24 protein-coding genes are annotated in these 24,967 nt (G+C 74.2%); 11 read left to right on the top strand and 13 right to left on the bottom strand.

Annotated features, from left to right (window positions below):
* Positions 1–68 precede the first annotated feature (68 nt).
* Complete coding sequence (locus ACZ5UI_RS25575) at positions 69–1,388, top strand: serine hydrolase domain-containing protein (RefSeq protein ID WP_464197892.1); 1,320 nt, start codon at positions 69–71, stop codon at positions 1,386–1,388.
* A 6-nt stretch (positions 1,389–1,394) separates the two neighbouring features.
* Here ACZ5UI_RS25575 and ACZ5UI_RS25570 read toward each other — a convergent pair whose 3' ends face one another.
* Positions 1,395–1,991 carry a M15 family metallopeptidase gene (locus tag ACZ5UI_RS25570; protein WP_464192496.1) on the bottom strand — a complete coding sequence of 199 codons (597 nt, stop codon included), beginning with the start codon at positions 1,989–1,991 and terminating at the stop codon, positions 1,395–1,397.
* Between the two features lies 1 nt (position 1,992).
* Complete coding sequence (locus tag ACZ5UI_RS25565; protein WP_464192494.1) at positions 1,993–3,093, bottom strand: carboxylate-amine ligase; 1,101 nt, start codon at positions 3,091–3,093, stop codon at positions 1,993–1,995.
* Between the two features lie 83 nt (positions 3,094–3,176).
* Between ACZ5UI_RS25565 and ACZ5UI_RS25560 the strand changes: the two genes are divergently transcribed.
* Genes ACZ5UI_RS25560 through ACZ5UI_RS25535 form a run of 6 tightly spaced genes read left to right on the top strand, consistent with a single transcriptional unit; the run spans position 3,177 to position 8,654 of the window.
* Positions 3,177–4,241, top strand: coding sequence for a class I fructose-bisphosphate aldolase (locus ACZ5UI_RS25560; protein WP_464197890.1), 1,065 nt, complete (start codon positions 3,177–3,179; stop codon positions 4,239–4,241).
* A 55-nt stretch (positions 4,242–4,296) separates the two neighbouring features.
* Entirely contained in the window at positions 4,297–4,764 is a 468-nt protein-coding gene (locus ACZ5UI_RS25555; RefSeq protein ID WP_464192492.1) for a thermonuclease family protein, read from the top strand.
* Positions 4,765–4,812: 48 nt separating this feature from the next.
* Positions 4,813–5,328 (top strand): 2Fe-2S iron-sulfur cluster-binding protein, encoded by a 516-nt coding sequence (locus ACZ5UI_RS25550; RefSeq protein WP_464192490.1) that lies wholly within the window; start codon positions 4,813–4,815, stop codon positions 5,326–5,328.
* Complete coding sequence (locus ACZ5UI_RS25545; protein ID WP_464192487.1) at positions 5,325–6,305, top strand: FAD binding domain-containing protein; 981 nt, start codon at positions 5,325–5,327, stop codon at positions 6,303–6,305. Before ACZ5UI_RS25550 ends, ACZ5UI_RS25545 begins: the two co-directional genes overlap by 4 nt.
* Positions 6,305–8,368, top strand: a complete 2,064-nt coding sequence (locus ACZ5UI_RS25540; RefSeq protein WP_464192485.1) for a xanthine dehydrogenase family protein molybdopterin-binding subunit — start codon at positions 6,305–6,307, stop codon at positions 8,366–8,368. Before ACZ5UI_RS25545 ends, ACZ5UI_RS25540 begins: the two co-directional genes overlap by 1 nt.
* 40 nt (positions 8,369–8,408) lie before the next feature.
* Positions 8,409–8,654 (top strand): hypothetical protein, encoded by a 246-nt coding sequence (locus ACZ5UI_RS25535; RefSeq protein WP_464192483.1) that lies wholly within the window; start codon positions 8,409–8,411, stop codon positions 8,652–8,654.
* 23 nt (positions 8,655–8,677) lie between these two features.
* Here ACZ5UI_RS25535 and csrA read toward each other — a convergent pair whose 3' ends face one another.
* Complete coding sequence (csrA, locus tag ACZ5UI_RS25530) at positions 8,678–8,962, bottom strand: carbon storage regulator CsrA (protein WP_464192480.1); 285 nt, start codon at positions 8,960–8,962, stop codon at positions 8,678–8,680.
* Between the two features lie 119 nt (positions 8,963–9,081).
* On the opposite strand from csrA, the gene ACZ5UI_RS25525 reads away from it, so the two are divergent.
* Complete coding sequence (locus ACZ5UI_RS25525; protein WP_464192478.1) at positions 9,082–9,681, top strand: hypothetical protein; 600 nt, start codon at positions 9,082–9,084, stop codon at positions 9,679–9,681.
* 199 nt (positions 9,682–9,880) lie between these two features.
* Entirely contained in the window at positions 9,881–10,429 is a 549-nt protein-coding gene (locus ACZ5UI_RS25520) for a GNAT family N-acetyltransferase (protein WP_464192476.1), read from the top strand.
* Here the strand turns inward: ACZ5UI_RS25520 and ACZ5UI_RS25515 are convergent.
* The 7 genes from ACZ5UI_RS25515 to ACZ5UI_RS25485 all read right to left on the bottom strand — a co-directional run bounded on the left by ACZ5UI_RS25515 (position 10,420) and on the right by ACZ5UI_RS25485 (position 17,060).
* The gene (locus ACZ5UI_RS25515) at positions 10,420–10,719 is read right to left on the bottom strand and encodes a hypothetical protein (protein ID WP_464192473.1); all 300 of its coding nucleotides are present in this window, start codon (positions 10,717–10,719) and stop codon (positions 10,420–10,422) included. The genes ACZ5UI_RS25520 and ACZ5UI_RS25515 overlap by 10 nt on opposite strands.
* Positions 10,720–10,761: 42 nt before the next feature.
* Positions 10,762–11,046, bottom strand: coding sequence for an FtsB family cell division protein (locus ACZ5UI_RS25510; RefSeq protein ID WP_464192471.1), 285 nt, complete (start codon positions 11,044–11,046; stop codon positions 10,762–10,764).
* A gap of 37 nt (positions 11,047–11,083) precedes the next feature.
* On the bottom strand, positions 11,084–12,361 hold the full coding sequence (gene eno / locus ACZ5UI_RS25505) for a phosphopyruvate hydratase (protein ID WP_464192468.1): 1,278 nt from the start codon (positions 12,359–12,361) through the stop codon (positions 11,084–11,086).
* A 17-nt stretch (positions 12,362–12,378) separates the two neighbouring features.
* A complete protein-coding gene (locus ACZ5UI_RS25500; protein WP_464192466.1) occupies positions 12,379–13,146 on the bottom strand; it encodes a MazG family protein in 768 nt (255 codons plus the stop codon).
* Positions 13,147–13,165: 19 nt separating this feature from the next.
* A complete protein-coding gene (locus ACZ5UI_RS25495; protein ID WP_464192464.1) occupies positions 13,166–13,819 on the bottom strand; it encodes a hypothetical protein in 654 nt (217 codons plus the stop codon).
* Positions 13,816–15,279, bottom strand: coding sequence for an outer membrane protein assembly factor BamB family protein (locus ACZ5UI_RS25490; protein ID WP_464192461.1), 1,464 nt, complete (start codon positions 15,277–15,279; stop codon positions 13,816–13,818). The genes ACZ5UI_RS25495 and ACZ5UI_RS25490 overlap by 4 nt, the downstream gene beginning before the upstream one ends.
* Positions 15,280–15,362: 83 nt before the next feature.
* A complete protein-coding gene (locus tag ACZ5UI_RS25485; RefSeq protein WP_464192459.1) occupies positions 15,363–17,060 on the bottom strand; it encodes an outer membrane protein assembly factor BamB family protein in 1,698 nt (565 codons plus the stop codon).
* A 95-nt stretch (positions 17,061–17,155) separates the two neighbouring features.
* Here ACZ5UI_RS25485 and ACZ5UI_RS25480 point away from each other — a divergent pair, with 95 nt between their 5' ends.
* Both ACZ5UI_RS25480 and ACZ5UI_RS25475 read left to right on the top strand, forming a co-directional pair.
* Positions 17,156–18,556 (top strand): hypothetical protein, encoded by a 1,401-nt coding sequence (locus ACZ5UI_RS25480; RefSeq protein WP_464192456.1) that lies wholly within the window; start codon positions 17,156–17,158, stop codon positions 18,554–18,556.
* Complete coding sequence (locus ACZ5UI_RS25475; protein ID WP_464192454.1) at positions 18,553–22,512, top strand: VWA domain-containing protein; 3,960 nt, start codon at positions 18,553–18,555, stop codon at positions 22,510–22,512. The genes ACZ5UI_RS25480 and ACZ5UI_RS25475 overlap by 4 nt, the downstream gene beginning before the upstream one ends.
* Positions 22,513–22,516: 4 nt before the next feature.
* Here ACZ5UI_RS25475 and ACZ5UI_RS25470 read toward each other — a convergent pair whose 3' ends face one another.
* From ACZ5UI_RS25470 to ACZ5UI_RS25460, 3 genes are read right to left on the bottom strand one after another with little or no spacing between them, the layout of a single operon-like run.
* Entirely contained in the window at positions 22,517–23,392 is an 876-nt protein-coding gene (locus ACZ5UI_RS25470) for a DUF58 domain-containing protein (RefSeq protein ID WP_464192452.1), read from the bottom strand.
* A complete protein-coding gene (locus ACZ5UI_RS25465; RefSeq protein WP_464192450.1) occupies positions 23,389–24,414 on the bottom strand; it encodes an AAA family ATPase in 1,026 nt (341 codons plus the stop codon). Before ACZ5UI_RS25465 ends, ACZ5UI_RS25470 begins: the two co-directional genes overlap by 4 nt.
* The gene (locus ACZ5UI_RS25460) at positions 24,378–24,953 is read right to left on the bottom strand and encodes a hypothetical protein (RefSeq protein ID WP_464192448.1); all 576 of its coding nucleotides are present in this window, start codon (positions 24,951–24,953) and stop codon (positions 24,378–24,380) included. The genes ACZ5UI_RS25465 and ACZ5UI_RS25460 overlap by 37 nt, the downstream gene beginning before the upstream one ends.
* Positions 24,954–24,967: the final 14 nt, after the last annotated feature.

Genomic DNA, 24,967 nt, shown 5'->3' with positions numbered 1-24,967 from the left:
CCGCCGCCCGCCGCGCGGAGCCGTTCCGGCGCGCGCTGCGGGAGCTCGACGAGGTGATCGAGCGCGGGATGGAGCGCTACGTCGTGCCAGGCGCGGCCGTCGGGCTGGTGCTCGGCTCGCGCACGTACGTGCGCGGCTACGGCGTCACCAACGTCGACCATCCCACGAAGGTCGACGGCGACACCGTGTTCCGGATCGGCTCGACCACGAAGACCTTCACCGGCACGACGGTGATGCGGCTGGTCGAGCAGGGGTTGGTGAACCTCGACGCGCCGGTGCGCACCTACCTGCCGGACTTCGCCACGGCGGACCCGACCGTGGCCGAGCGCGTCACGGTCCGGCAGCTGCTCAACCACACGCCGGGCTGGCTGGGCGATCTGTTCGAGGACTTCGGCGCCGGTGACGACGCGCTGGCCCGCTACGTCGCGGCGGTGGCCAAGCTGCCGCAGCTGACGCCGCTGGGGTCGACGTTCGCGTACAACAACGCCGCCGTGGCCGTCGCCGGCCGGGTGATCGAGGCGGTCACCCAGACGACCTACGAGCGAGCCGTGCGGCGGCTGGTCATCGACCCGCTGGGGCTGCACCACAGCCGCTTCTTCACCGACGACATCGTCGGCTTCAACGTCGCCGCCAGCCATGCCGAGCGCGATGGCAAGCCGGTGGTCGATCCCGCCTACTGGTACCAGCCGCGGTCGATCCGCCCGACCGGCGGGCTGATCTCCAGCGCCGCCGACCAGACGCGGTGGGCGCGCTTCCACCTCGGCGACGGGCGCGCGCCCGACGGCCGACGGCTGCTGTCGGCGGCTGCGCTGCGCCAGATGCAGAGCCGGCCCGGCGCGGGCGGATCGCTGGTCGTCGAGCTGACCGGCATGGGCGTCACCTGGATGGAACGCCCGACCGCCGAGGGCGTCCCCGTCCTCCAGCACGGCGGCAGCTACCCCGGGCAGTACTCGGGGTTCCTGCTGGTGCCCCGGCGCCGGTTCGGCCTGACCTTGCTGACCAACGCGGACGGCGGCGCGGTGATGCGCGATGCGCTGTTCACCGACGACTGGGCGCTGCGCAGGTTCGCGGGCGTGCGCAACATCCCGGCGCAATCGCAGCGGCGCAGCGCGGCGGCCCTGGCCGCCTTCACGGGCACCTACGTCTCCACGCAGATCGACGAACGCGGCCAGGTCATCCCGCTGCAGATCGAGCTGCGCCAGCGCGACGGGCGCCTGCGCGCCACCGGCGCGACTCCGGCCCCGGGCTTCGCCTTCTACGGCGCGGACCGCGTGCTGAACATCGGCCCCGACGGAGCACCCGACGGCACCCGCTCGGACTTCGTGCGCGGACCCGACGGAGACGTCGCCTGGCTGCGCACGCACGGGCGCCTGTGGCGACGCAGCTAGCGGCTGCTAGTGCCCGGTGCTGGAGAAGTGCTGGTAGTCGACCGGGCCGGACCAGGTGCCGCCCCAGCCCCAGCCGACGCCGGTGAACGCGCGCACGAGCACGCCGCCGGGGTAGGCCATGCCCGGCCGGTGGCGCGACCGGTTCAGGTAGGTCCGCGAGGCCTTGTGCGCGGTCGTGCCGTCCGTCGACACGTACGGGTTCTCGATCGGGTTGACGTCGATCGCGCGGCCGTAGGCGTGGTCGGACCAGCGCGTCGAGCCGGTGGCGCGGCGGCAGTTGAAGGCCGAGGTGTTGTCGGCCTCGATCGAGGCGTAGTCGTCGCCGCGGTAGTCGTCGACCAGGCGCATGCGGCGGATCGGGAAGCGGGCCTGATAGAGCGTGCGGAAGGCGCCACGGATGGCAGGCACCGCGCTGGCGGCGATCATCAGCTCGCCGCTCTGCGGCTTGCCCTCGAAGTCGATGTAGGAGACGCGCACGTAGCGCAGGTCGTCCAGGCCGACCGGGCAGCCCTTGTGCCACGACGTGCCGGTCACGCGATTGCGCACGGCCAGGGTCAGCCGGTAGGCGTGGAACTGGTAGGGCGGGAGGTCGGCGACGGGCATCTCAGGCCGCCGTCGCCTCGACGATCTCGTGAACGACCTCGCGCAGGTCGTGGTTGGCCTCCCACACGAGCATCTGCCGCGAGGCGCCGTTGCCGCGGGCCAGGAGGTCCTCGATGCCGTCCAGCGCGTCGGCCGAGCCGAGGTCCTGGGCGTGCTCGCGCAGGCGGGCCAGCAGGCGCTTGGCCAGCGCCTTGGTGGCCACGCGCTCGTTGGAGGGCAGGTCCACGAGCTCGCCGTCCAGGCCGTGGCGCGAGGCCAGCCACTTGTTCTCGTCGAGCATCTCCCACGGGTAGTCCGTGAACTGCTTGTGCTCGTCGTAGTGCTCGGCCAGCTCCTTGACCATCGCCTGCACCAGCGCGGTGATCGCGGTCGTGTGCTCGATGCGCGTCTGGGAGTCCATCGCCCGGATCTCCACGGTCCCGAACTGCGGATGCGGGCGGACGTCGTACCACAGCCAGGTGTAGTCCTCGATCACCCGGGCGCGGATCATGAACTCGATGCGGCGCTCGTAGTCGGCCCAGTCCTGGAAGGTGGGCGGGATCCCGACGCGCGGGAAGGCCCGGAAGATCGGCGTGCGCGTCGACTGCAGGCCGGTCGAGTCGGCCCGCCAGAACGGCGAGTTGGCGCTCAGCGCGAGCAGCACGGGGACGTGCACGCGCATCCCGTTGGCCACGTGGATCGCCTTGTCGGGGTCGTCGAGCCCGACGTGGACGTGCATCCCGAAGATCAGCTCCTGGCGGGCCACGAAGCGCAGCGCCTGGATCAGCTCGCGGTAGCGGTTGCGCGAGACGATCCGCTGGTCCTCCCACAGCGCGAACGGGTGCGTGCCGGCCGAGCCGATGGCCAGGCCGCGCGTGGCCGCCTTGTCGCGCACCTGGCGGCGCAGCGCGCGCAGCTGCTCGCCGGCCTGGATCGCGTTCTCGCACGGGTCCGTGGAGACCTCGAGCACCGACTCCATCAGCTCGGGCTTGATCGCCCCCGCGGGCGCGTCCTCGAGCAGCGCCTCGATCGCGTTGACGAGGTCCATCGACTCGGCGTCGACGATCATGAGCTCCTCCTCCACGCCGATGGTGAAGTTGGGCCCCGTGAAATGGTGGTCCATGGCTCGGTGCGGGAGGCTAACGCGGGTAGTGTGAGACCGACGAAACGAATCGTTCAGAGGAGACCGTTGTGGCCGCAACCGAGATGACGAGCTCGCGCCTGGAGGAGCTGCTGGGCGACGAGGCCGACAGCCTGCTCAACCATGAGTGCAAGACCGTCGACAAGGCGAACCTGCACCTGCCCGGGCCGGACTTCATCGACCGCGTGATGCTGGACACGGATCGTTCCAGCAACGTCCTGCGCAACCTCGAGTGGATGCTGCACTCCGGGCGGCTGTCGGGCACCGGCTACTACTCGATCCTGCCCGTCGACCAGGGCATCGAGCACTCGGGTGCCGCGTCGTTCGCGCCCAACCCCATCTACTTCGACCCGGAGAACCTGGTCGAGCTCGCCGTCGAGGGCGGGTGCAACGCGTTCGCGTCGACGATCGGCGTGATGGGCGCGGTGAGCCGCAAGTGGGCCCACAAGTTCCCGTTCATCGTCAAGCTGAACCACAACCAGCTGCTCAACTACCCCAACCAGTTCGAGCAGACGATGTTCGCCACCGCCCAGCGCGCGCACGAGCTCGGCGCGGCGGCGGTCGGGGCGACGATCTACTTCGGCTCCGACGACAGCAACCGGCAGATCGTCGAGGTCTCGCGGGCCTTCGAGGAGGCCCATCGCCTGGGCATGTTCACCGTGCTGTGGTGCTACCTGCGCAATCCGGCCTTCGTCAAGGACGGCGTCGACTACCACCTGTCGGCGGACCTGACCGGCCAGGCCAACCACCTGGGCGCCACGATCGAGGCCGACATCGTCAAGCAGAAGCTGCCCGAGAACAACGGCGGCTACCTGGCCATGGGCAAGGGCTTCGGCAAGACCAGCCCGCTGGTCTACGACAAGCTGACGACCGACAACCCGATCGACCTGACGCGCTGGCAGGTCGTCAACTGCTACCTGGGCCGCGCCCCCCTGATCAACAGCGGCGGCGCCTCCTCGGGCGCGACGGACCTGGCCGAGGCGGTGCGCACGGCGGTCATCAACAAGCGCGCGGGCGGCTCCGGGCTGATCTCCGGCCGCAAGGCGTTCCAGCGTCCGATGGACGAGGGCATCGGCCTGCTGCACGCGATCCAGGACGTCTACCTCAACCAGGACGTCGACGTCGCCTAGGCGGTCCTCACTGGCGCGCGGCGGGGGTCCCCGCCGCGCGGCCATCGTCCTCGTCGTGCTCGTCGCCGCCGTCCTGGCCGGACGGTTGGCGGCCCAGAACCGCGAGCGCTCGCCCGACGGCGTGCGCGCGGAGCTGATCCGCGTCGTCGACGGCGACACGATCCACGTCGACCTCGACGGCGAGGACGAGAGCGTGCGCTACATCGGCGTCGACACGCCCGAGTCGGTCAAGCCCGGCACGCCGGTGCAGTGCTTCGCCAAGAAGGCCTCGGCGCGCAACGAGCAGCTGGTGCGCGGCACCGACCTCAAGCTGCGGTTCGACGTCGAGCGCCGCGACCGCTACGGGCGCCTGCTGGCCTACGTCTACCGCGCCGACGACGGCACCTTCGTCAACGCCGCGCTGGTCCGCGACGGCTACGCGCGCACGCTCACCGTGCCGCCCAACGTCCGCTACGCCGAGCGCTTCACCCAGCTCCAGACCGAGGCGCGCGAGCACGACCGCGGCCTGTGGAGCGCCTGCTGACGGCGGGGCGCCGCTTTGACCGCGGGATGGGTGGGGTAACCCGGGGGCATGGACCCTGCGCTCGCTGAGATCGTCATCACCATCAACGGCGAGCAGCGCCGTGCCACCGTCGACACCCGCACCACCGTGCTCGACCTGCTGCGCGAGCAGCTGGGGCTGACCGGCCCCAAGAAGGGCTGCGATCACGGCCAGTGCGGCGCCTGCACGGCGCTGCTGGACGGCCGGCGCGTCAACACGTGCCTGCTGCTCGCGGTGGCCGCGTCGGGCGCCGAGCTGGTGACGATCGAGGGCCTGGCCGCCGGCGACGACCTGCATCCGCTGCAGCAGGCGTTCATCGACCACGACGCGTTCCAGTGCGGCTACTGCACGCCCGGGCAGATCTGCTCGGCGGCGGGCATGCTCGGCGAGGTGGCCGACGGATGGCCCAGCCACGTGACCGGCGACGTCGGCGCGGACGCCATCGAGCTGTCCGACGACGAGATCCGCGAGCGCATGAGCGGCAACATCTGCCGCTGCGGTGCCTACGCGAACATCGTCCCGGCGATCGCCGAGGTCGGACGATGAAGCCCTTCGCCTACGAGCGGGCCGACGACGCCGCGGGCGCGGTGGCCGCCTACGCCGCGGACACGCGCTACCTGGCCGGCGGCACGAACCTCGTCGACCTGATGAAGCTCGAGGTCGAGACGCCCGCGCGGCTGATCGACGTCACGCATCTCGGGCTGGACGCGATCGAGGACACCGCCGACGGCGGTCTGCGCATCGGCGCCGGCGTCAGCAACAGCGCGCTGGCCGCGGACCGGCGCGTGCGCGAGCGCTACCCCGTGCTGTCCCAGGCGCTGCTGGCCGGCGCGTCGGGCCAGCTGCGCAACCGGGCCAGCACCGGTGGCAACCTGCTCCAGCGCACCCGCTGTCGCTACTTCCAGGACATCACCAAGCCCTGCAACAAGCGGGCGGCGGGCAGCGGCTGCGCGGCCCGCGAGGGCGAGCACCGCAACCTGGCCATCCTCGGCCACTCACCCGCCTGCGTGGCCACGCACCCCTCCGACATGGCCGTGGCGCTGGCCGCGCTGGACGCGACCGTCCACGTGCGCGGGCCGGGCGGCGCCCGCGCGATCGCGCTGGTGGAGCTGCACCGGCTGCCCGGGGCGGACCCGACGCGCGACACCGTGTTGGAGCCCGGCGAGCTGATCGAGGCGATCGAGCTGGCGCCGCTGCCCTTCGCCGTCCGCTCGCGCTATCGCAAGGTGCGCGACCGCACCTCGTTCGCCTTCGCGATCGTCTCGGTCGCCGCCGCGCTGGACGTGACCGACGGCACCGTCGGCGACGCCCGGATCGCGCTGGGCGGCGTCGCCCACCGGCCCTGGCGCGCCACCGCCGCCGAGGCGGCCCTGCGCGGCCAGCCGGCCACCGAGGCGGCGTTCATCGCCGCCGCCGACGCCGAGCTCGCGGCGGCCGAGCCGTTGCCCGACAACGCCTTCAAGGTCCCGCTGGCCCGCGACGTGCTGGTCCGCACGCTCATCGACCTGACCGAGGCGCGCTGATGGCCGCCACCGTGCAGAGCCCCGCCGTCGGCACCCCGCTGTCGCGTCTGGAGGGCCGCGAGAAGGTCACCGGCCAGGCGCAGTACGCCACCGAGCAGCCGGTCGAGGGCGTCACCCACGTGGCGATCGTGCAGTCGCCGGTGGCCCACGGCCGGGTCGTCTCGGTCGACGAACGCGCCGCGCTGGCCATGCCCGGCGTCCTGGCCGTGCTGTGGCACGCCAACGCCGCGCAGCTGGCCGAGGTCGACGACCACGAGCTGGCCATCCTGCAGGACGACCGCGTCGAGTACCTCGGGCAGCTGGTCGCCGCCGTGGTGGCCGAGTCCCCGGAGATCGCCCACGACGCGGCCGAGCGGCTCGACGTGCGCATCGACCAGGAGGCCCACGACGTGGAGCTGCGCGCCGACCATCCGGAGCTGTACGCCCCCGAGGCGGTCAACGCCGGGTTCGCGACCGACAGCGTGATCGGCGACGCCGACGGCGGGCTGGCCGACGCCGCGGTGACCGTCGACGCGACCTACTCGACACCGGCGCTGCACAACAACCCGATGGAGCCGCACGCGTCGCTGGCCATCTGGGACGCCGGCGGGCTGACGATCTACGACTCCAACCAGGGGGCCGCGACCGCGCGGGCCACCGTGGCGGAGGTGTTCGAGCTCGAGCTCGACCAGGTCCGCGTGATCTCCCATCACGTGGGCGGCGGCTTCGGCTCCAAGGGCACGCCGCGGCCGAACATCATCCTGGCCGCGTTGGCCGCCCGCACCGTGCAGCGGCCGGCCCAGGTGGTCGTCCACCGCCACCAGATGTTCCAGCTGACCGGCTACCGCACGCCGACGATCCAACGCCTGCGCCTCGGTGCCGACGCCGAAGGCCGCCTGACGGCGATCAGCCACGAGGCGTTCGTGCAGACGTCGCAGATGCGCGAGTACGTCGAGCAGGTGGTGACGCCGACGCGGATGATGTACGCGGCGCCCAACCGCCGCTCGACCCATCGCGTCGTCGCGTTGAACGTCCCCACCCCGTCCTGGATGCGCGCTCCGGGCGAGTGCCCGGGCATGTTCGGGCTGGAGTCGGCGATCGACGAACTGGCCATCGCCACCGGGCTGGACCCGATCGAGCTGCGCGTGCGCAACGAGCCCGAGCTCGATCCCGAGCTGGGCACCGCGTGGAGCTCGCGCAACCTGGTGGCCTGTCTGCGTGAGGGCGCCGAGCGCTTCGGCTGGGCCGATCGCGACCCGACGCCGCGGATGCGCCGCGAGGGCCGCTGGTGGGTCGGCACCGGCGTCGCCGCCTCGACCTACCCGGCCTACCGCAGCCCCGCGCAGGCCTCCGTCCACCGCGAGGCCGATGGCCGCTTCACCGTGCGGATCGCCGCCGCGGACATCGGCACCGGCGCCCGCACCGTGCTCACGCAGATCGCCGCCGACACGCTCGGCGTGGAGGTCGACCGGGTGGGCGTGCTGATCGGCGACAGCGCCTTCCCGCAGGCGCCCGTGGCCGGCGGGTCGATGGGCACCGCCTCCTGGGGAACGGCGGTCGTGCGCGCCTGCGAGCGGCTCCTGGAGACCGGCGGCGACGAGGCCGAGGCCGACACGACCGACGAGGTCGCAGCGCAGCAGGAGCGCGCGCGGCACGGCTTCGGCGCGCAGTTCGTCGAGGCCCGGGTCGACGTCGACAGCGGCGAGGTGCGCCTGGAGCGCGTGCTCGGGGTCTTCGCCGTGGGGCGCATCATGAACCCCAAGACCGCGCGCTCACAGCTCATCGGCGGCATGACGATGGGCATCGGCATGGCGCTGATGGAGGAGTCGATCATGGACCCGGTGTTCGGCGACTACGTCAACCACGATCTGGCCGACTACCACGTGCCGGTGTGCGCGGACATCCGCTCGATCGAGGCGTCGTGGATCGACGAGCACGACGCCGATCTGAACCCGATGGGCTCAAAGGGCATCGGCGAGATCGGCATCGTGGGAGCCGCTGCCGCCGTGGCCAACGCGGTCCATCACGCCACCGGCATCCGGGTCCGCGACCTGCCGATCAAGCTGGAGAACCTGATCGGCTGACTGGTCCTGGCATCCGGGTTGGCAGTACGCTCTAGGACACATGGCCCTGCGCATGCGTCAGAGCCTCGCGGACATCGAGCGAGCGTTCGTCGAGGAATCCCAGGAGGACCGCTCCGCGCGGGACGCCCTCCGCCAGCAGGCCATCGAACGCTCACGCCAGCGCAACATGGAGCGCCGTCATCGGCACGGCTCCATGCGCTTCGTGGTGCTGATCCTCGTGCTCATCGCGACCGCCGTCGCGGTGACGATCGCGATGTTCGAGATCCTCTACGCGGTGATGGGCTAGGCCCACCCGCGCGTCCGCCCGGCCTAGCTGCCGAGGCGGCGTAGCTCGTTGTCGACCTCGTCGCGCAGGCTGCGGGACGCGTCGTCGCCGTTGCCGTTGCCGTTGGCGCGCACCCGGTCGGCCACCCCGACGCCGACCCCGCCGCGCTCCTCCTGGATCTCCAGGTAGACCTCGCGCCGGAACACCGGGATGTCGCGCGGTGCCTGGATCCCGATGCGCACCTTCTCGCCCATGATCGACAGCACCGACACCTCGATGTCATCGCCGATCATGATGCTCTGGTTGGACTTACGTGTCAGGACCAACATGCTGCCCCTCCCTGTTTCTGGCACCCCTGCCAGGCGCACGATTGTGGTTGCCGTTCCCTGCGTGTCCAATGATGAAACGTACGGCTAAGCGAGTTCTTTCGCTAGGGTCCGGCCCACTCATGGCACGCCGCTCATTGCGTCCCCACCTCAACCAGATTCGCACTTGGGTGCGACAGGGTCGCACGGACGCCTGGATCGCACACCAGCTCGAGGTGACCGTGCAACAGATCGAAACCTTCAAGCGAGAGAACGAACTCGCCCCGGACGGAGCCGCCGACAACGGCGATGGCGCCCCCGGGGTCGACTTCGACGACGAGATCGATCTGCGCGCCGAGGACGACGCGCTGATCGCCGCCGAGCTCGAAGCTGAGCAGGCTCGCAAGGCCGAGGAAGCCGCTGCGGCGGCCCTCAAGGCAGCGGAAGAGGCCGCTGCCAAGGCCGCCGCCGGCGAGGATCCCGATGCCGACGACGACGAGGCCGAGAAACCGGCTGCCCGTCGCCGTGGTCGTCGTGGTCGCGGTCGGCGCGGCAAGGCTGCGCTCGAAGGCACGTTCGACCACGGCGAGGAGGGGTACGGACTGTGGCTCGACCCCGCTGTCGAGGACGATCCGATCTACGCCGAACACTGGGCTGGACACCGTCCGGTGGAGGTGACGATCGAAGCCGATCGCATCATCATCCGCCGCGCCGAGTCCGCTGACGGCGACGACGACACCTGATTTCGCCCGCATCCGCGCGTTCGACCTGGGGCTGCGGTCCCGGGTCGCGCAGCGTGCCCCGACCGCGTCGGGGTTCGCGCTGCGGTTCGTCGAACCAGCGTTCTGGGATCTGAACTTCCTGTACGTCGAACGGCCGGCCTCGTCGCCGGCCGATCTCGTCGCCGAGGCCGACGCCGCGCTGTCCGGATTAGGACACCGGATGCTGGTCATCGACGAGCCGCCGGCGCCCGAGCGGCTGGCCGCGGACCTGGCCCGCTCCGGCTGGACGGTGGAGCGTCACGTGGCCATGACCGCCGCCGCGCCCGCTCCGGCCACCCACGGGCTGCCCAGCGCGATCGAGGTGCCGCCGCCCCAGCTGGTCATCCCCCGCCGGATCGGCAGCCGCGAGCTGGGCTTCGACGAGCGGACCGTCGCGGCCATCGAGGTGGCCGACGCGGCGGTGTGTGCGGCCGCGGCGGAGCGCAGCTTCGTCTCGCGTTCGGCCGACGGTGCGATCGCCGCGTGGGCGCGGCTGTACAGCGACGGCGTGCTGGGCCAGATCGAGGACGTGCAGACCCTGCAGGCCCATCGGCGGGCCGGACACGGCGAGGCGGTCGTGCGGGCGGCGCTGGCCGCCTCACGCGCGGCCCGGCACGCGCTCACCTTCCTGTGGGCCGACGAAGACGACTTCCCCCGGCGGCTGTACGAGCGGCTCGGCTTCGTGACCGTCGGGCGCCGCTGGCGGATCCGGCGCGTCGCTCAGTCGTAGAGCCGACGGCCACCGGCGAAGTCGGTCGCGCCGCGCAGGTAGCGGTGGAAGGCGGCGTCGGCCACGGCGGCCTCCCAGGCGAACGGCGACTCCGGCGCGGTGCGCTGGGCCAGCGCCAGGCACCAGTCCGTGCCCTGGTCGTAGAAGCAGGCCAGCTCGTCGACGGTGAACGTGCTGCCCACCCGCCGGCGGATCTCGGCGACGATCGCCGTGACGACCCGTTCGAGCTCGAAGCGCTCGGTCTGCGGGGCCTCCTCGATCCGGCGCTCGCCGGCGCGCCAATCGAACACTGCTGTCTCGTACGGCATCCTGCGTCCGAGACTAGCCGGGCGCTAGCCCGAGGGCAGATCCTCGATCACGTAGGCCTTCTCGCCGGGCATCACGTACCCGAGCTTGCGCGCCTCGGCCTCCAGCGTGGCCGGGGTGGTCAGCGCCTTGCGGCGGGCGTCGAGGCGGTCGTGCTCGGCCTCCAGGCGCTGCACCTCGGCCTGCTTCTCCTTGGCCTCGCCGCGCGCGGTCCAGTACGACCGCGCCGGCCCGATGTACAGCGCGACGATCGCGATCAGCACGCACAGCAACGCCACCCTGCCCACCCGGTCCCAGCGAATCCGATGCATCGCTGGGACCCTTCGCTCGCCGTGAGGCGAGTCCTGCCTATGAACGGAAGACGGCGCGGCCGGGGTAGGTCGCGCGGTCGCCCAGCGCTTCCTCGATGCGCAGCAGCTGGTTGTACTTGGCCACGCGATCGGAGCGCGACGGGGCGCCGGTCTTGATCTGGCCGCAGCCGGTGGCCACGGCGAGGTCGGCGATCGTCACGTCCTCGGTCTCGCCCGAGCGGTGCGACATGACCGCGGTGTAGCCGGCCGCCTTGGCGGTGGCGATCGCGTCCATCGTCTCGGTCAGCGTGCCGATCTGGTTGACCTTGATGAGGATCGAGTTGCCCACGCCGAGGTCGATGCCCCGCTGCAGCCGCTGGCTGTTGGTGACGAACAGGTCGTCGCCGACGAGCTGGACCGTCGGCCCGATCTTCTCGGTCAGCGTCTTCCAGCCGTCCCAGTCCTCCTCGTCCATGCCGTCCTCGATCGACAGGATCGGGTAGCGGGCGCTGAGGTCGGCCCAGTAGGCGGCCAGCTCGTCGCTGGTCAGCTTGCGACCCTCGTGGTGCAGGTCGTACAGGCCGTCGTCGCCGTACAGCTCGCTGGTCGCCGGGTCCATCGCGATGGCCACGTCCTCGCCGGGGGTGTAGCCCGCCGCCTCGATGCCCTCGATGACGACCTGCAGCGCCGCCTCGTTGGACTCGAGGTTGGGCGCGAAGCCGCCCTCGTCGCCCACGGCGGTGGCCAGGCCGCGCTTGGACAGCACCTTCTTCAGCGCGTGGAAGACCTCGGTCCCGGAGCGCAGGCACTCGGCGAAGCTCGGCGCTCCGCACGGGACGATCATGAACTCCTGGAAGTCGACGGAGTTGTCCGCGTGGGCGCCGCCGTTGAGGACGTTCATCATCGGCACCGGCAGGATGTGCGCGTCGGCGCCGCCCAGGTAGCGCCACAGCGGCTGGCCGGCGTCGGCGGCCGCGGCCTGCGCGGAGGCCAGCGAGACGCCGAGCACCGCGTTCGCGCCCAGGCGCGACTTGTTCGGCGTGCCGTCCAGCTCGATCATGCGCCGGTCCAGGTCGCCCTGATTGGCGGCGTCGTGCCCCTTGACGGCAGCGGCGATCTCGCCGTTGACGTTGGCCACCGCCTGCGTGACGCCCTTGCCGACCCAGCGATCGCCGCCGTCGCGCAGCTCGGTGGCCTCGAACTCGCCGGTGGAGGCGCCCGAGGGCACGGCCGCGCGGCCGCTGGCGCCGGAGGCCAGCGTGACCTCGACCTCGACGGTCGGGTTGCCGCGCGAGTCGAGGATCTGGCGTGCGTGGACGGTCTCGATCTTGCTCATGGTCGGGTCGGTGTCTCCTAGGGGTTCTCGTTCATGCGCGACTGGGCGTAGTAGCTCAGGCGCTGGTCCTCGGTCAGCTCGGTCCAGCTCTCGCCGTTGCCCTCGGCCAGGGCGACGGCACCCTCGACCCGGCCGCGGAAGCGGTTGGCCGACGCGCGCAGCGCCAGCTCGGGATCGACCTTGCCGGCCCGCGCGACGTTGACCAGCGCGAACAGCGCGTCGCCGATGGTCTCGTCGCTGACGCCCTGCTCGGCCACCTGCTGCAGCGCGAAGGCGGCCGCCTCCAGCTTCTCGCCGGCGTCCAGCGGGTCGAAGCCCGACGAGGCGGCGCGGCGCTGCACCTTGCGCGCCAGCAGCGGCCCCGGGAGGTTCTCGGGCACCTCGGCGAAGACGCCGCGCTCGCGGCCCGCCTCGCCCTCCTTGATCTTGTCCCAGTTGCGCAGCACCTGGCCGGCGTTGTCGACCTCGACCTCGCCGAACACGTGCGGGTGGCGGCGGATCAGCTTCTGGCGGCAGTGCTCGGCCACCGCGCCCAGGTCGCCCGCGCCGCGCTCCTCGAGCAGCAGCGACAGGAAGTGGACCTGGAAGAGCACGTCGCCGAGCTCGTCCAGCAGCTTGGCGTCGTCGCCGCTCAGCGCGGCGTCGGCCAGCTCGTAGGCCTCCTCGACCGTGTGCGGCACGATCGAGCGCTCGTCCTGCTCACGGTCCCACGGACACTCGACCCGCAGCTTGCGGGTCAGGTCGTCCAGGGCGCCGAGCGCCTGCGTGATGTCGTCTCGCGCCACGGGGGCGGAGGATATGGATCTAGCTATCGGTGAGCTGGTAGGCCAGGCGGACGGCCGGGGCGTACATCGCCGCGGCCGCGCCGGGATTCTCGGGCGTCGCGTCGCTGGTGGCGGTGCCGGCGTCGTCGCTGCCCGGGGTGGGACGCGGCTTGGAGCCCAGCGGCCGCGCGGGCGGCGGCGGCTTGGCGTCGGCCACGTCCTCGAGGCTCTTGGCCGCGTAGACGATGTCGTAGGTGTCGCCGTGCAGCGTGATCGTGCCGGTCATCGTGTCGCCCTTGGGCGTGTCCAGCGTGATCGCGCCCAGCCGGGCCAGCGAACCCTGGCTGAGGATGTTGGCCTTCACGCCGCCGTCCGTGACGTCGAACGGATACAGGTTGGCCAGGAAGCTCGACGGGCGGCCCTGGTCGTCGTAGTAGCGCAGCGTGATGTTGCCGATCAGGTACGCGCCCGGCGGGACCGTGTAGTCGAGCGCGATCTGACCGCTGTCGATGCGCGACGCCTTGGCCACCTGGTCGATCGTCCAGTGCCCGACGAACTGGTGGGAGATCCGCGTGGGGATCTGCACCTCGGGCTTGGGCAGGTTGTCGGTCGGGCCGGTGGTGGCCTGGACCGCGCCGGCGCCGAGGGCCAGGACGGCAACGGCCGCCGCGGCGATGATCGTGTGGCGCCTCACGGCTTCGACGGTAGCGGCTGGCCGTCGAGCTTCAGCACGACCAGGCGCGCTCCCGGTCGGATCCCGGCGACGGTGGCGGTGGCCGAGCCGCCCGCGACGATGGCCAGGTACTGCGTGCCGTCGATGCGGTAGCTGATCGGCGCGGTGCCGAACGGCAGGCCGACGCGACCGCGCCAGCGGGTCTGGCCCGTGCGCGCGTCGAAGGCGTACAGGAACCCGTCGTCGCAGCCGCTGAACACCAGGCCGCTCGCGGTGGCCAGCGCGCCGCCCACCGCGGGCGCGGGGAGCTGCCGGCGCCAGCGCACGGCACCGGTCCGCGCGTCCAGGGCGACGAGCGCGCCCCGGGCCGACGTACCCCGCGACGGATAGGCCAGGCCGCCGCCCAGGCGGATCGAGCGCGGGCGCGGCGGCTGATCGCCGGTGCGGTAGGTCATGCACAAGCGCACGGTGGGCTGGTAGATCGTGTCGCGCTCGGGATCCAGCGCCGCCGGGCTGTAGGCCACGCCGCCGAGCGCGCCCGGGCAGATCGTCGGGCCGCGGCCGTCGGGGCGCGGGCGCGGTTGCGTCGTCTGGCCCAGCTGGACGGGATCGGCCAGCGTGCGGCCCGTGGCGGCGTCGCGGATCCAGTACGTGCCCGACTTGTTGGCGTGGCCGACACGGTCGCCGTAGAGCAGCGGCGGCTGCCCGCCGTCGTAATCCCAGGTGTCGCCGCACACCTCGTGCGCGCCCCAGCGCAGCGTGCCCTCGGCCAGATCGAGCGCGACCAGACCGCTCGTCCAGCCGGGACAGCCGCGGCGGTCGGGATCCAGCGCCGGGCTCGGGTTGCCCGTGCCGGCGTAGACGACGCCGCGGCGCGGATCGACGGTCGGCGGCATCCACACGCGCCCACCGCCCGCGCCCGCGGGCACGGTGGCAAAGCGCCACAGGCGGTGCCCGTCGCGGGCGTCGAAGGCGGCGACGAAGCCGGCGACGCCGCGCGCGTCGCTGCCGCTGCCCCCGAGCACCAGCTTCCCCGCGGCGTAGGTGGGCGGCGAGGTCTGCACGACGCCCGAGGCGGGATCGGCGACGCGCACCCGCCACAGCTCGTGCCCGTCGGCCGGGCGCAGCGCGATCAGCTGGTCGTCGTAGGTGAGCAGGTAGACGCGTCCGCCGCCCACGGCCACGCCGCGGTTGACCGGCTGCACCTCCCCCACCCCACCGCCGGCCAGCAGGTCCACCGCGGGCGCGTAGGTCCAGCGGCGCGCGCCGGTGACCGCGTCCAGCGCGATCACCTCGCCGCTGTTGGTGGTCACGTACAGCGTGCGGCCCGCGACGACCGGGAAGCTCTCCCACTGGTCGGTCGCGCGGCCCGGATCAAAGCGCCAGGCCACGCCGAGCCGATCGACGCTGTCGGGCGTGATGTCGTCCAGCGCGGTGTAGCGCGTCTGGCTGGCGTCGCCGCCGAAGTGCGTCCAGCCCACGTCGGGCGCCGGACCGTCGTCGCCACCGCAGCCGCCCAGGAGCGCCGCCGCCGCCAGCAGGAGTGCGGCGGCGCGCCTGATCGCTACCCCTCGGGCGCCGCGGTCGGCTTCTGGGGCGTGATCTTCTTGCCGTCCAGCGTGAGGACGACGATCGCCGAGCCCACGGGGCCGAACTCGTTGGACGAGGTCAGCGCCGAGCCGCCGATGGTGGCCGCGATGTACTGCTTGCCGTCGACCGCGTAGACGATCGGGGCCGACGAGCCGGCCAGCCCGAGGTTGGCCTTCCAGACCTCCTCGCCGCTGGTGGCGTCGAAGGCGTACATGACGCCCTTCTGGTCGATCGTGAAGACGAGATCGGAGGCCGTGGCCACGGCGCCGCCGGCCATCGGCGTGGGCATCTTCTTGCGCCACAGGAACTGGCCGGTGGTCAGGTCGACCGCGTCGAAGCGCCCGTACGGGTTGGCGTCGCTGGGCACGACGCGCTTGCCGCCGAAGGACTCCTCCTCGGTCTCCTCGTCGCTGACCTGCAGCAGGAAGCAGAACTCGATGCTGGTGATGAACTCCGCGTGGATCTTCGGGCTGTAGGCCTTCGGATCCAGCTGCGAGCCGCCGATCGGACCCGGGCACTGCAGCGAGCCCTTCTTCGTGGGCTTGGAGTGCGCCTGCTTGCTGAACGCCAGCGCGGGATGCACCTCCTCGCCGGTGGCCGCGTCGAGCATGTACAGGAAGCCGTTCTTGCCCGTCTGCGTGGCCACGCGGCGCTCCTGGCCGTCGATCTCGACGTCGGCCAGGATCACCGGCGACGCCGCGTCGTAGCCCCACAGGTCGTGCGGCGACTCCTGGTGGTACCAGACGAACTCGCCGGTGTCGGCCTTGAGCGCGACGACCGACGACGTGTACAGGTTGGGGCCCGGGCGCTTGGAGCCGTCGATGGTCGGGGCCGGGCTGGCGGTGCCGAAGACGACGTTGCCGTTCTTCGTGTCGATCGTCGGGGCCATGTACACCGTGCCCCCGGCGGTGCCCTTGGCCCGCCAGTCCTCGCCGATCTTGGGGATCGAGTACCAGCGCCACAGCTGCTTGCCGGTCTTGCCGTCGTAGGCGGCGACGAAGCCGCGCACGCCCTGGTCGGAGCCGGAGCTGCCGACGTACACCTTGCCGTCGTAGACCTGCGGCTGCATGTTCTCGTAGGCGCCGCTGGCCGGGTCGATCACCTGCGAGGTGAACAGCTCCTCGCCGGTCGACGCGCTGACGCCCTTGAGCTGGCCGTCGTAGGTCAGCAGGTACACCTTGCCGTCGGCCACCGACACCCCGCGGTTGTTGACGACGCCGTAGCCGCCGACGCCGCTGGACAGGGTGAAGTCGACCTGCGGCGTGTACTTCCACTTCGTCTCGCCGGTGGCCGCGTCGAACGCGTAGACCTCGTCGGTCGAGGTCGTCACGTAGAGGACGCCGTCGACCACGATCGGGAGCGCGGTCTGCAGGTACTGGTCGCCGCCGAAGTTGTCCGACCAGGCCTCGCCGAGCTGGTCGATGTTGTCCTTGGTGACCTCGGTCTGCGTGGCGTAGCGCTGGTTCTCGCGCGTGTTGCCGGTCAGCGGCCAGTCGTCGGGGCTGAACTGCTCGTCGGGAGCGGTGGCGTCGGCGGTGGTCGTGGCCGGTGACGCGGTCGACGTGGCCGGGGTGGTGGCGGTGGTCGGGCTGTCGTCGCTGCTGTCACCGCCGCAGGCGGCGAGGATGGTGGTCAGCGCCGCGACGGCGAGAAGGGCGGCAAGCTTGCGCATGAGGGGATTCGACTTTCGCAGGCCGCCGCGTGAGGAGGAGACAGGTGGTGCACCAGACGGCGGGTCGTTCGGCGCATCGAGGCTACCATCAGAGGGTGCTAGCCCAGCCACGGCTGTCTCGTTTCTGGGTCGCCGCGAAGCGGTGGCTGTGGGCCGATCCCGACGATGTCGTCCGCGTCGTCGCGCGGCCGTCCGGCGGCTCTCCGGCCCCCACCGATGCGGACCTCTCGGCCGCCCTCGAACGCTGGCGCCGGGCCTTCGCCGCCGCCCGCCGGCTCGTCGTGCTCCGCCGGGCGCTGCTCTGTGCGGCGGTGTGCGCCGCCGTCCTGCTGGCCGTGTCGCTGCTCGTCGCGCTGCCGCTGTGGCTGCTGATCGGCGCCCCGATCGCCGTCGCGCTGGCCGTCGCCGGCTGGGCCGCCACGCGCCCGCCGATCGCCACCGGGGATGCCGCCTGGCTGCTGGACCGGCGGCTGGGGCTGTCCGAGCAGGTGGGCACGGCCTGGGAGCTGCGGGCCGGCGACGTCTCGGCGGCGCTGGGCCCGCGGGTGATCGCCCGGGGCAGCGCGCTCGTCGACGACGCCGACGTCCGCTTCCGCGCTCGGCCGCGGCCGGCGGTGGCCGAATGGGCCACGCTGGGCGCCGCGGTGGCCGCGGTGGTCGTGCTGGCCCTGGTGGGCGGCGACAGCGGCTCTGACCGGGCACTGCAGGCCGACGCCGGGTCGGCGCCCGCCGCCCGCGCGCCGGCCTCGAGCGGCAGCGCTGGGTCGCCCTCCGCACCGACCCCGACGACCGCGCCCGCGGCCACCGCGACCACCCCGCCCGCGGCGACGACGACGACCGGCACGACGACCACGGGCGCGGCGCCGGCACCCGCGGGGGTCGACGCATCGGGCCGCGCCGGCGCCGCCGCGGGCACGATCTCCGTGCGCCCGCGCACCGGCGGCGCCGCGGGCCCGACCGGCGCGGGCGCGTCCAGCGCGCAGGGCGCGGCGGGCAGCGACGCCGAGGCAGGAACCGCCGGGCGCCGCGCGTCGACCCGCTCGACCGCGGGCGCACCCACCCCCGCGGCCGTGCCGGGCGCCGACCGGATCGGCGGCATCGGCGTCCAGAGCCGCTCGCCCGGGCGCAGCGGCGCCGGCACACCCGGCGCGACCGGTACCCAGTCCGCGCCCGCCGCCAGCAGCGGCCAGCAGGGCACGCGCGGCGCCGGCAGCCAGGCCGGCACCGTCGGCCGCTCGGGTGATGGGCGCCGCAGCACCACCGGCGCGACCGCGCTGCCGTTGCGCAACCGCGCGGCCAACGGCGGGACGGGCCGGGCCAGCGGCGCCGGCCGGGCCGGAACCGGCGGGCGCGGTCAGGGCAGCGGACGCGTGCAGTCGGGCGGCGGGACGGCGGCCCCGGGCGGTCCGATCGACCTGCCGTTCGTGCCCACGATCGCCAACGCCCCGTCGCCGGCCACCGGTCCGGTGGTGTCGACGTACTTCCAGCCCCGGTGAGCTTGCTCGCCCCCTGGTTCCTGGCCGGCTTCGTCGCGCTGGTGCCGTTGGTCGTGCTGCACCTGCGCCGCCACCGGCGCGAGGTGCCGGTCGCCAGCCTGCTGCTGTGGCGCGATCTGCCCGGGGCGGCCGCGCCCCGCCGGCGCAGCGCCCGCGTCGTGCTGCCGCTGGCGCTCGCCCTGCAGGTGCTGACGCTCGTGCTGGCCGTCCTCGCGCTGACCGCGCCGCAGACGGGTGGCGGCCCGGCGCCGGCGGGGGCGGCCCCGTTCGTGGTCGTCGTCGACACCTCGACCCGCATGGCGGCCGCCGACCAAGGGCGCGAGCGCCTGGCGGTGGCCCGGTCGGCGATCGAGAGCCGCCTGGATGCGTTGCCCGACGACACGCCCGTGAGCATCGTCGCGGCGGGCGCGACGCCGCGCCTGCTGGCCGCCGGTGTCGATCCGCCCGCCGCCGCCGACGCGCTCCAGGCGCTGACGGCCGACGCGCCCCGCACGGATCTGGCCGCCGGGCTGTCGCTGGCCGCGGGAGAGCTGCATCGTCCGGGCGGGACGATCGCCGCCTACTACGCCGGCGGCAACGGCCCGCCCGCCCGCATCCAGACCGACGGCGTGACGCTGGAGAAGCACCTGGTCGGCGGCCGCCTGGACAACCAGGCGCTGACCACCCCGGTGGCGCGCTGCCAGGCCGGCGACTGCTCGGTGCTCGTGGGCGTGCGCAACGAGGCCGACCGGGCCGCGCGCGTCCGGCTCCTGGTGCAGCGCGACGGGCGGCAGATCGGCGCGCGCACGCTCGACGTCGCGGCCGGCGCGACGAGCGATGCGGTGATCGCGGCCACGCCCGCGAGCGAGCTGACGCTGCGCCTGGCCCGCGACGACGCGCTGCGCAGCGACAACCAGGCCACCGTCGCCGTGCCCGACCCCGATGCGCCGCTGCGGGTGGCCCTGGTCTCGTCCGACCCCACGTCCCCGCTGGCCCGCGGCCTGGCCGCGCTGCCCGGCGTCACCGTCGACCGCGTCGCGCCGGCCGACCGGTCCGCCGCCGACGACGCGGGCCTGGTCGTCCTCGATCGCGTCGCGCCGTCGCAGGCCGATCCCGATCGGCCGACGCTGCTGGTCTCGCCGCCCGCGCTGCCCGGCGGACGGGTCGGCGCGCCGCTGTCCGACCCCACGTCGTCCGGCAGCATCCCCGCGGCGACGCTGCTGGACGGCGTCGACCTGAGCGGGCTGGTCGTGCAGCCCGGCGGCCTGCGGCGCGTCGTGCTGCCGGCCTCGCTGCCCGCGGTGGCCTGGGCCCCCGATGGCCCGCTGGTCGCGGCCGGCGACCGCACCGCCCTGCTGGGCGTCGACCCCACGCGCTCGAACCTGGCCCAGCTGCCCGCGTTCCCGATCCTGCTGGCCAACGTCGCCACCTGGGCGCGCGGGCAGACCCCGGCGCCGGCGCCGGCCCCGGCACCTCGGGAGCTGACCCTGCGGGCGGCCGACGGCGGCGCGCCGGCACCCGACGCGCCGACCGACCTGTGGCCCTGGCTGATCGCCGCGGCGCTGGCCGTGCTGCTGGTCGAGACCGCTCTGGCCGCGCGGATCCCCGCGGCGCTCGGGCTGCGCGCGGGCGCCGGCCTGCTGCTCGTCGCCGCCCTCCTGTGGCCGCACGTCGGCGGAGCCGAGCGCGAGCCGACCCTGCTGGTCATCGATCGCTCGGCCAGCATCGATGCCGCCCAGGCGGCGCGGCAACGCGCGTGGATCCGATCGGCCGTCGACCACGGCGTCTGCGGCGACCCGTGTCGCGTCGTCTCGTTCGCCGGTCAGGCCGGCTTCGGCCCGACCACGCCCCAACCCGAGGCCACCGACCTGGCCGCGGCCCTGACCCTGGCCACGGGCGCGCTGCCCGACGGGGGCCGGGCGATCGTCCTGTCCGACGGGTTCGCGACCGCTGGCGACGGCGGGGCCGCCGCGGCGGCGGCCACCCGGGCCGGGGTCCGGGTCGACGGGGTCGCGCTGACGGGCGGCGAACCCCGCGACGCCGCCGTCACCCGTCTGGTCGCCGGCTCGCCCCTGCACGCCGGCGACGCGCTCGTCCTGCAGGCCACGATCTCCAGCACGGTCGCCGCGCGGGCGACCCTCGAGCTGACCCGCGACGGCGCCACCGTCGGCCGCCAGGCGCTGGATCTGCGCGCCGGGCAGACGCCGCTGGTGCTCACGCCCGAGCCGCCGGCGGCGGGCTGGCACGCCTACGGGCTGCGCGTGCGGCTGGCCGGCGACACCGTCGCCGCCAACGACACGCTGGCGGCCACAACCCGCATCGGTCCCGCGCCGCGGGCGCTCGTCGCCGGGGACGCGGGCGCGGTCGCGCGGCTGTTGACCGCGGACGGCATGGACGTGGCCACCACCACCGCCGCGGCGCTGCCCACCGATCCCGCCGCCCTGGACGGCACCGACGTCGTCGTGCTGGGCGACGTGCCGGCCACCGCGCTGTCGGACGCGCAGGTCGCGGCGCTGCGCGCCGCGGTCCAGGAGGGCGCCGGCCTGCTGCTGCTGGGCGGCCCGCACAGCCTGTCGCTGGGCCGCTACGCCGGCACCGAGCTGGACCGCCTGCTCCCCGTCCAGAGCCTGCGCCCCGGCGGCGTGCGCAAGCGTCGCCTCGCGCTCGAGCTGGTGATCGACCGCTCCAGCTCGATGAACGACCTGGCCGGCGGCCTGGACCCGAAGATCGCCATGGCCCGCGCGGCCGCCCGCTCGGCGCTGACGCTGACCGCCCGCGACGAGGACGAGCTCGGGATCGTCGCCTTCGACGCCCAGCCGCACGACATCCTCCCGTTGCAGCGCGTCAGCGCGGCCAACGCGCCCGCGGTCGGCGCCCAGATCGACACGCTCGACGCGGGCGGCGGCACGAACGTGCTGCGCGGCCTGGAGCGCGGGGCGCAGCAGCTGGCCGCCAGCCGGGCACCGACCCGCCACCTGGTCCTGATCAGCGACGGCGTCTCCGAGCCCGGCGACCCCGCCGCGCTGCTGGCCCGCCTGCGCCGCGAGAACATCTCGCTGTCGACGATCGCGCTGGGTCCCGACGCCGACGTCGCGCTGCTGCGCCGGCTGGCCCGCGCGGGCCGTGGGACGTTCGTGGCCGTGCCCGACGCGCGCCGCCTCCCCCGCGTGCTGGCCCGCGAGACCCGCCGCGTCGCGCCCGCCGTGGCCCAGCGCGGGTCGCTGGCGGTCAGCGCCGGCCCGCCCAGCCCGATCACCTCCGGGCTGTCGGGCCAGGAGCTGCCGCCGCTGGCCGGCAACGTCCTCACCCGTCTGCGCGAGGGCGCCAGCGCCCCGCTGACCACGCGCGTCAACGCGACCGTGGCACCGGTTCTGGCCCAGTGGCAGGTCGGGCTGGGCCGCGTGGCGGTGTGGACGCCGGGGGCGGGCGCCTGGGCCGCCACCTGGCCGAGCGACCGCCCACAGCTGTTCACCGGCGCCGCGCGCTGGGCCGAGCGCGGCGTCCCGACACCGGCGCTGCAGCCCGCGTTGGATCCCGCCGACCCCGCCCGTGCCGTGGTCGATCCGCTGGCCACCGCGGGCACGCCGCTGCCGCTGGCCGACGTGCGGGGGACGCTGCGCACCCCGCGGGACGCGACCCGCGCGCTGGCCTTCGCCGAGGTCGCCCCCAGCCGCTACGCCGCCTCCCTGGGCGCGGACGTCGCGCCCGGTGTGTACGGGGCGGGCACGGCCGCCGACGGTCAGCAGGCCCAGGCGCTGCTGGCCGTCCCCTACCCGGCGGAGCGATCCCCGCGTCCGGCCGACGCCTCCGTGCTGGGCGCCACGGCGGCGGCCACCGGTGGCGGGCTGCTGGATCCGGCCGATCCCGGGGCGGCGCTGGCCGCCGACGACGGGTTCGCCCTGTGGCGCGTGCTGGTCGGCGCCGCGCTCCTGGCCTTCCTGGGCGGCGTCGCGCTGTCCACGCGGCGCTCGCGCTAGTGCCCTAGCGGGTGCGCTCGAGCAGGGCGCCGTGCTCGGCCAGCGCCAGCAGGTCGTCGAGGGGTTCGCCGCCCACGCGAGCGCGCACGTGCGCGACGCCGTGCGCCGCGCAGGTCGAGGCCACGCGGGCGGCCAGCGCCTCGACGCGCTCGCGGTGCGCGGCCAGCGCCCCCGCCGACAGCGCCACGGCCAGGCGCTCGCCCGTCTCCTGATCGACCAGCTCGACCGGGCCGCGCGTCTCGTCCAGCGCCGCCGGCTCGACCTGCACCAGCGCGCTGGCCGACCCCGACGCGGCCAACGCCAGCACCGCCTCGTCCAGCGCGTCGGCCTCGACCAGCGCATCGCTGACCAGCACGGCGATCTGCGCGGGGCCGGAGCGCGACCGCGCCGCCCGCACCGAGCGGGCCAGGTCGGTGTGCCCGGCCGGCGGCGCGCCCTCGACCTGCTCGAGCAGGGCGCCCAGCGCCCGCGGTCCCCACAGCTGACGCTCGGCCTGCGCCAGCCCGTCGGCCAGCACCGACAACCGCACGCGATCGCCCCGCAGGAGCGCCACCGCCCCCAGCAGCGCCGTCAGGCGGCTGGCGTGGCGGGCCACCGCGTCCATGGAGCCGCTGGCGTCGAGCAGGAGCGCCAGCCCCAACTGCCGCTCGGCCGGTGAGCTCTTGACCACCGGCTGGCGCAGCCGCGCGTACACGTTGGCGTCCAGCCGGCGCAGGTCGTCGCCGGGCGTGTAGGGGCGGTACTCGGAGAACTCCAGCCCACGCCCGCCCGCCGCACCGACCGGCCGCCCGACCAGGCCGGCCATCAGCGCGTCGAGCTGCACGTAGCGCAGGCGCTCCAGCTGGCGCAGCTCGCCGGCGTCGACGAGCGGCGCGGTCATCGCTCGGTGGGCACCCGCTCGAGCGTCTGGGCGACCAGGCCGTCGGCGCTGACGCCGGCGCGCTCGGCCTCGAAGCCGAGCACCAGGCGGTGGCGCAGCGCGGGCAGGGCCATCGCCCGCACGTCGGCGAAGGCCAGGCTCATGCGGCCGTCCATCAGCGCCAGCACGCGGCCGGCCAGGACCAGCGCCTGCGCCCCTCGCGGGCTCGGGCCCAGGCGCACGTGGCGGCGCACGTCGTCGACGGCGTCCGCCCCGTCGGGCTGCAGCGCCAGCACGAGCCGGCTGGCGTAGTCGACCACCGGCGCGGCCACCGGCACCGCGCGGACCAGCGCCGTCATGGCCAGCAGCGTGTCCGCGTCGGCCACCGTCGGCACGGGCGGATCGGCCGCCTGCGCCGCCGTGTGCACGACCATCGCGCTGAGCTCCTCGCGCCCGGGATAGGTGAACTCGAGCTTGACCAGGAACCGGTCCAGCTCGGCCTCGGGCAAGGGGTAGGTGCCCTGCAGCTCGACCGGGTTCTGGGTGGCCAGCACGAAGAACGGACGAGGCAGCGCGCGGGTCTGCGTGCCGATCGTGACCGTGTGCTCCTGCATGGCCTCCAGCAGCGCGCTCTGGGTGCGCGGGGCCGCGCGGTTGATCTCGTCGGCCAGGAGCAGCTGCGCGAAGACCGGCCCGGGCTGGAAGCGCAGCTCGGCGTGCGTGCCCCCCTCGTCCTGGGTCAGCACGGTCGTGCCGGTGATGTCGGCCGGCATCAGGTCCGGCGTGAACTGCACGCGCCGGTGCTCGAGGCCCAGCGCGGAGGCGAACGCCCGCGCCATCGTGGTCTTGCCCAGGCCCGGGACGCCCTCCAGCAGCGCGTGGCCGCCGGCCAGCAGCGCGACGAGCGCGCCGCGGACCGCGTCGCGCTGGCCCACGACCGCCTGACCGACCGCCGCCTCGATGGCGCCGGCCACCCGGCGGAACTCCTCGGGCTCGAGGAGCTCGCTCAGGACCCGGCCCCGCTGGCAGAGGTCGCGGCGCACCCGGGCAGCCCGGCGCGCGTGGCCAGCACGCCGACGCCGACCTCGTCGATCGAGCGGGCGGCGGAGCGCACGCCGCCGGCGTCGCCGCTGGTGGCGGCGCTGCCCATCGCGGCCAGCGCCTGGTTGGAGGCGTCGACGCCGTCGACGTAGGTCTGGAAGGCCGCGCGGTCGGCCGCGGCCGGGCGCAGCGCGCCCAGCGCGTCGCTCAGGTCGGTGCCGATCTGGCCGACCCGCTGGGCGTAGTCGGCCAGCGCGGACAGCGAACGCGCCGGTGGCACGGCGGCGATCGCCTCGGCCGCGGACGCACAGGCCGCGTCGGCCTGCTCGACCAGCTGCGCGTGGGTGAGCGTCGCCGCGGTCGTCGTCGGGGCGGGTGTGGCGGCGGTGGTCGTCGCCGGGACCGACGCGCCGGTCGTCGATCCGCCGCCGCCGTCACCGCCGCAGGCGGTCAGCAGCACGCAGGCCGCCAGGAGCGCGGCCCCGCCGGTGCCCCGCACGCCGAAGCGAGCGGGACGATGGCGGGACAGCGATGACGGCACGGTGATGGCGGCGA

The organism is Conexibacter sp. JCM 18997 (genome assembly GCF_055391915.1).
This window is presented reverse-complemented; position numbering and strand designations above follow the sequence as displayed.

What these genes read in the sequence shown, in the direction of transcription:
- ACZ5UI_RS25560 (WP_464197890.1), top strand. Translation starts at nt 3,177, where the DNA reads ATGACGAGCTCGCGCCTGGAGGAGCTGCTGGGCGACGAGGCCGACAGC.
- ACZ5UI_RS25550 (WP_464192490.1), top strand. Translation starts at nt 4,813, where the DNA reads ATGGACCCTGCGCTCGCTGAGATCGTCATCACCATCAACGGCGAGCAG.
- ACZ5UI_RS25485 (WP_464192459.1), bottom strand. Translation starts at nt 17,060, where the DNA reads ATGCGCAAGCTTGCCGCCCTTCTCGCCGTCGCGGCGCTGACCACCATC.
- ACZ5UI_RS25470 (WP_464192452.1), bottom strand. Translation starts at nt 23,392, where the DNA reads ATGACCGCGCCGCTCGTCGACGCCGGCGAGCTGCGCCAGCTGGAGCGC.
- ACZ5UI_RS25565 (WP_464192494.1), bottom strand. Translation starts at nt 3,093, where the DNA reads ATGGACCACCATTTCACGGGGCCCAACTTCACCATCGGCGTGGAGGAG.
- ACZ5UI_RS25540 (WP_464192485.1), top strand. Translation starts at nt 6,305, where the DNA reads ATGGCCGCCACCGTGCAGAGCCCCGCCGTCGGCACCCCGCTGTCGCGT.
- ACZ5UI_RS25545 (WP_464192487.1), top strand. Translation starts at nt 5,325, where the DNA reads ATGAAGCCCTTCGCCTACGAGCGGGCCGACGACGCCGCGGGCGCGGTG.
- ACZ5UI_RS25570 (WP_464192496.1), bottom strand. Translation starts at nt 1,991, where the DNA reads ATGCCCGTCGCCGACCTCCCGCCCTACCAGTTCCACGCCTACCGGCTG.
- ACZ5UI_RS25575 (WP_464197892.1), top strand. Translation starts at nt 69, where the DNA reads ATGGAGCGCTACGTCGTGCCAGGCGCGGCCGTCGGGCTGGTGCTCGGC.
- eno (WP_464192468.1), bottom strand. Translation starts at nt 12,361, where the DNA reads ATGAGCAAGATCGAGACCGTCCACGCACGCCAGATCCTCGACTCGCGC.
- ACZ5UI_RS25520 (WP_464192476.1), top strand. Translation starts at nt 9,881, where the DNA reads ATGCTGGTCATCGACGAGCCGCCGGCGCCCGAGCGGCTGGCCGCGGAC.
- ACZ5UI_RS25535 (WP_464192483.1), top strand. Translation starts at nt 8,409, where the DNA reads ATGGCCCTGCGCATGCGTCAGAGCCTCGCGGACATCGAGCGAGCGTTC.
- ACZ5UI_RS25525 (WP_464192478.1), top strand. Translation starts at nt 9,082, where the DNA reads ATGGCACGCCGCTCATTGCGTCCCCACCTCAACCAGATTCGCACTTGG.
- csrA (WP_464192480.1), bottom strand. Translation starts at nt 8,962, where the DNA reads ATGTTGGTCCTGACACGTAAGTCCAACCAGAGCATCATGATCGGCGAT.
- ACZ5UI_RS25510 (WP_464192471.1), bottom strand. Translation starts at nt 11,046, where the DNA reads ATGCATCGGATTCGCTGGGACCGGGTGGGCAGGGTGGCGTTGCTGTGC.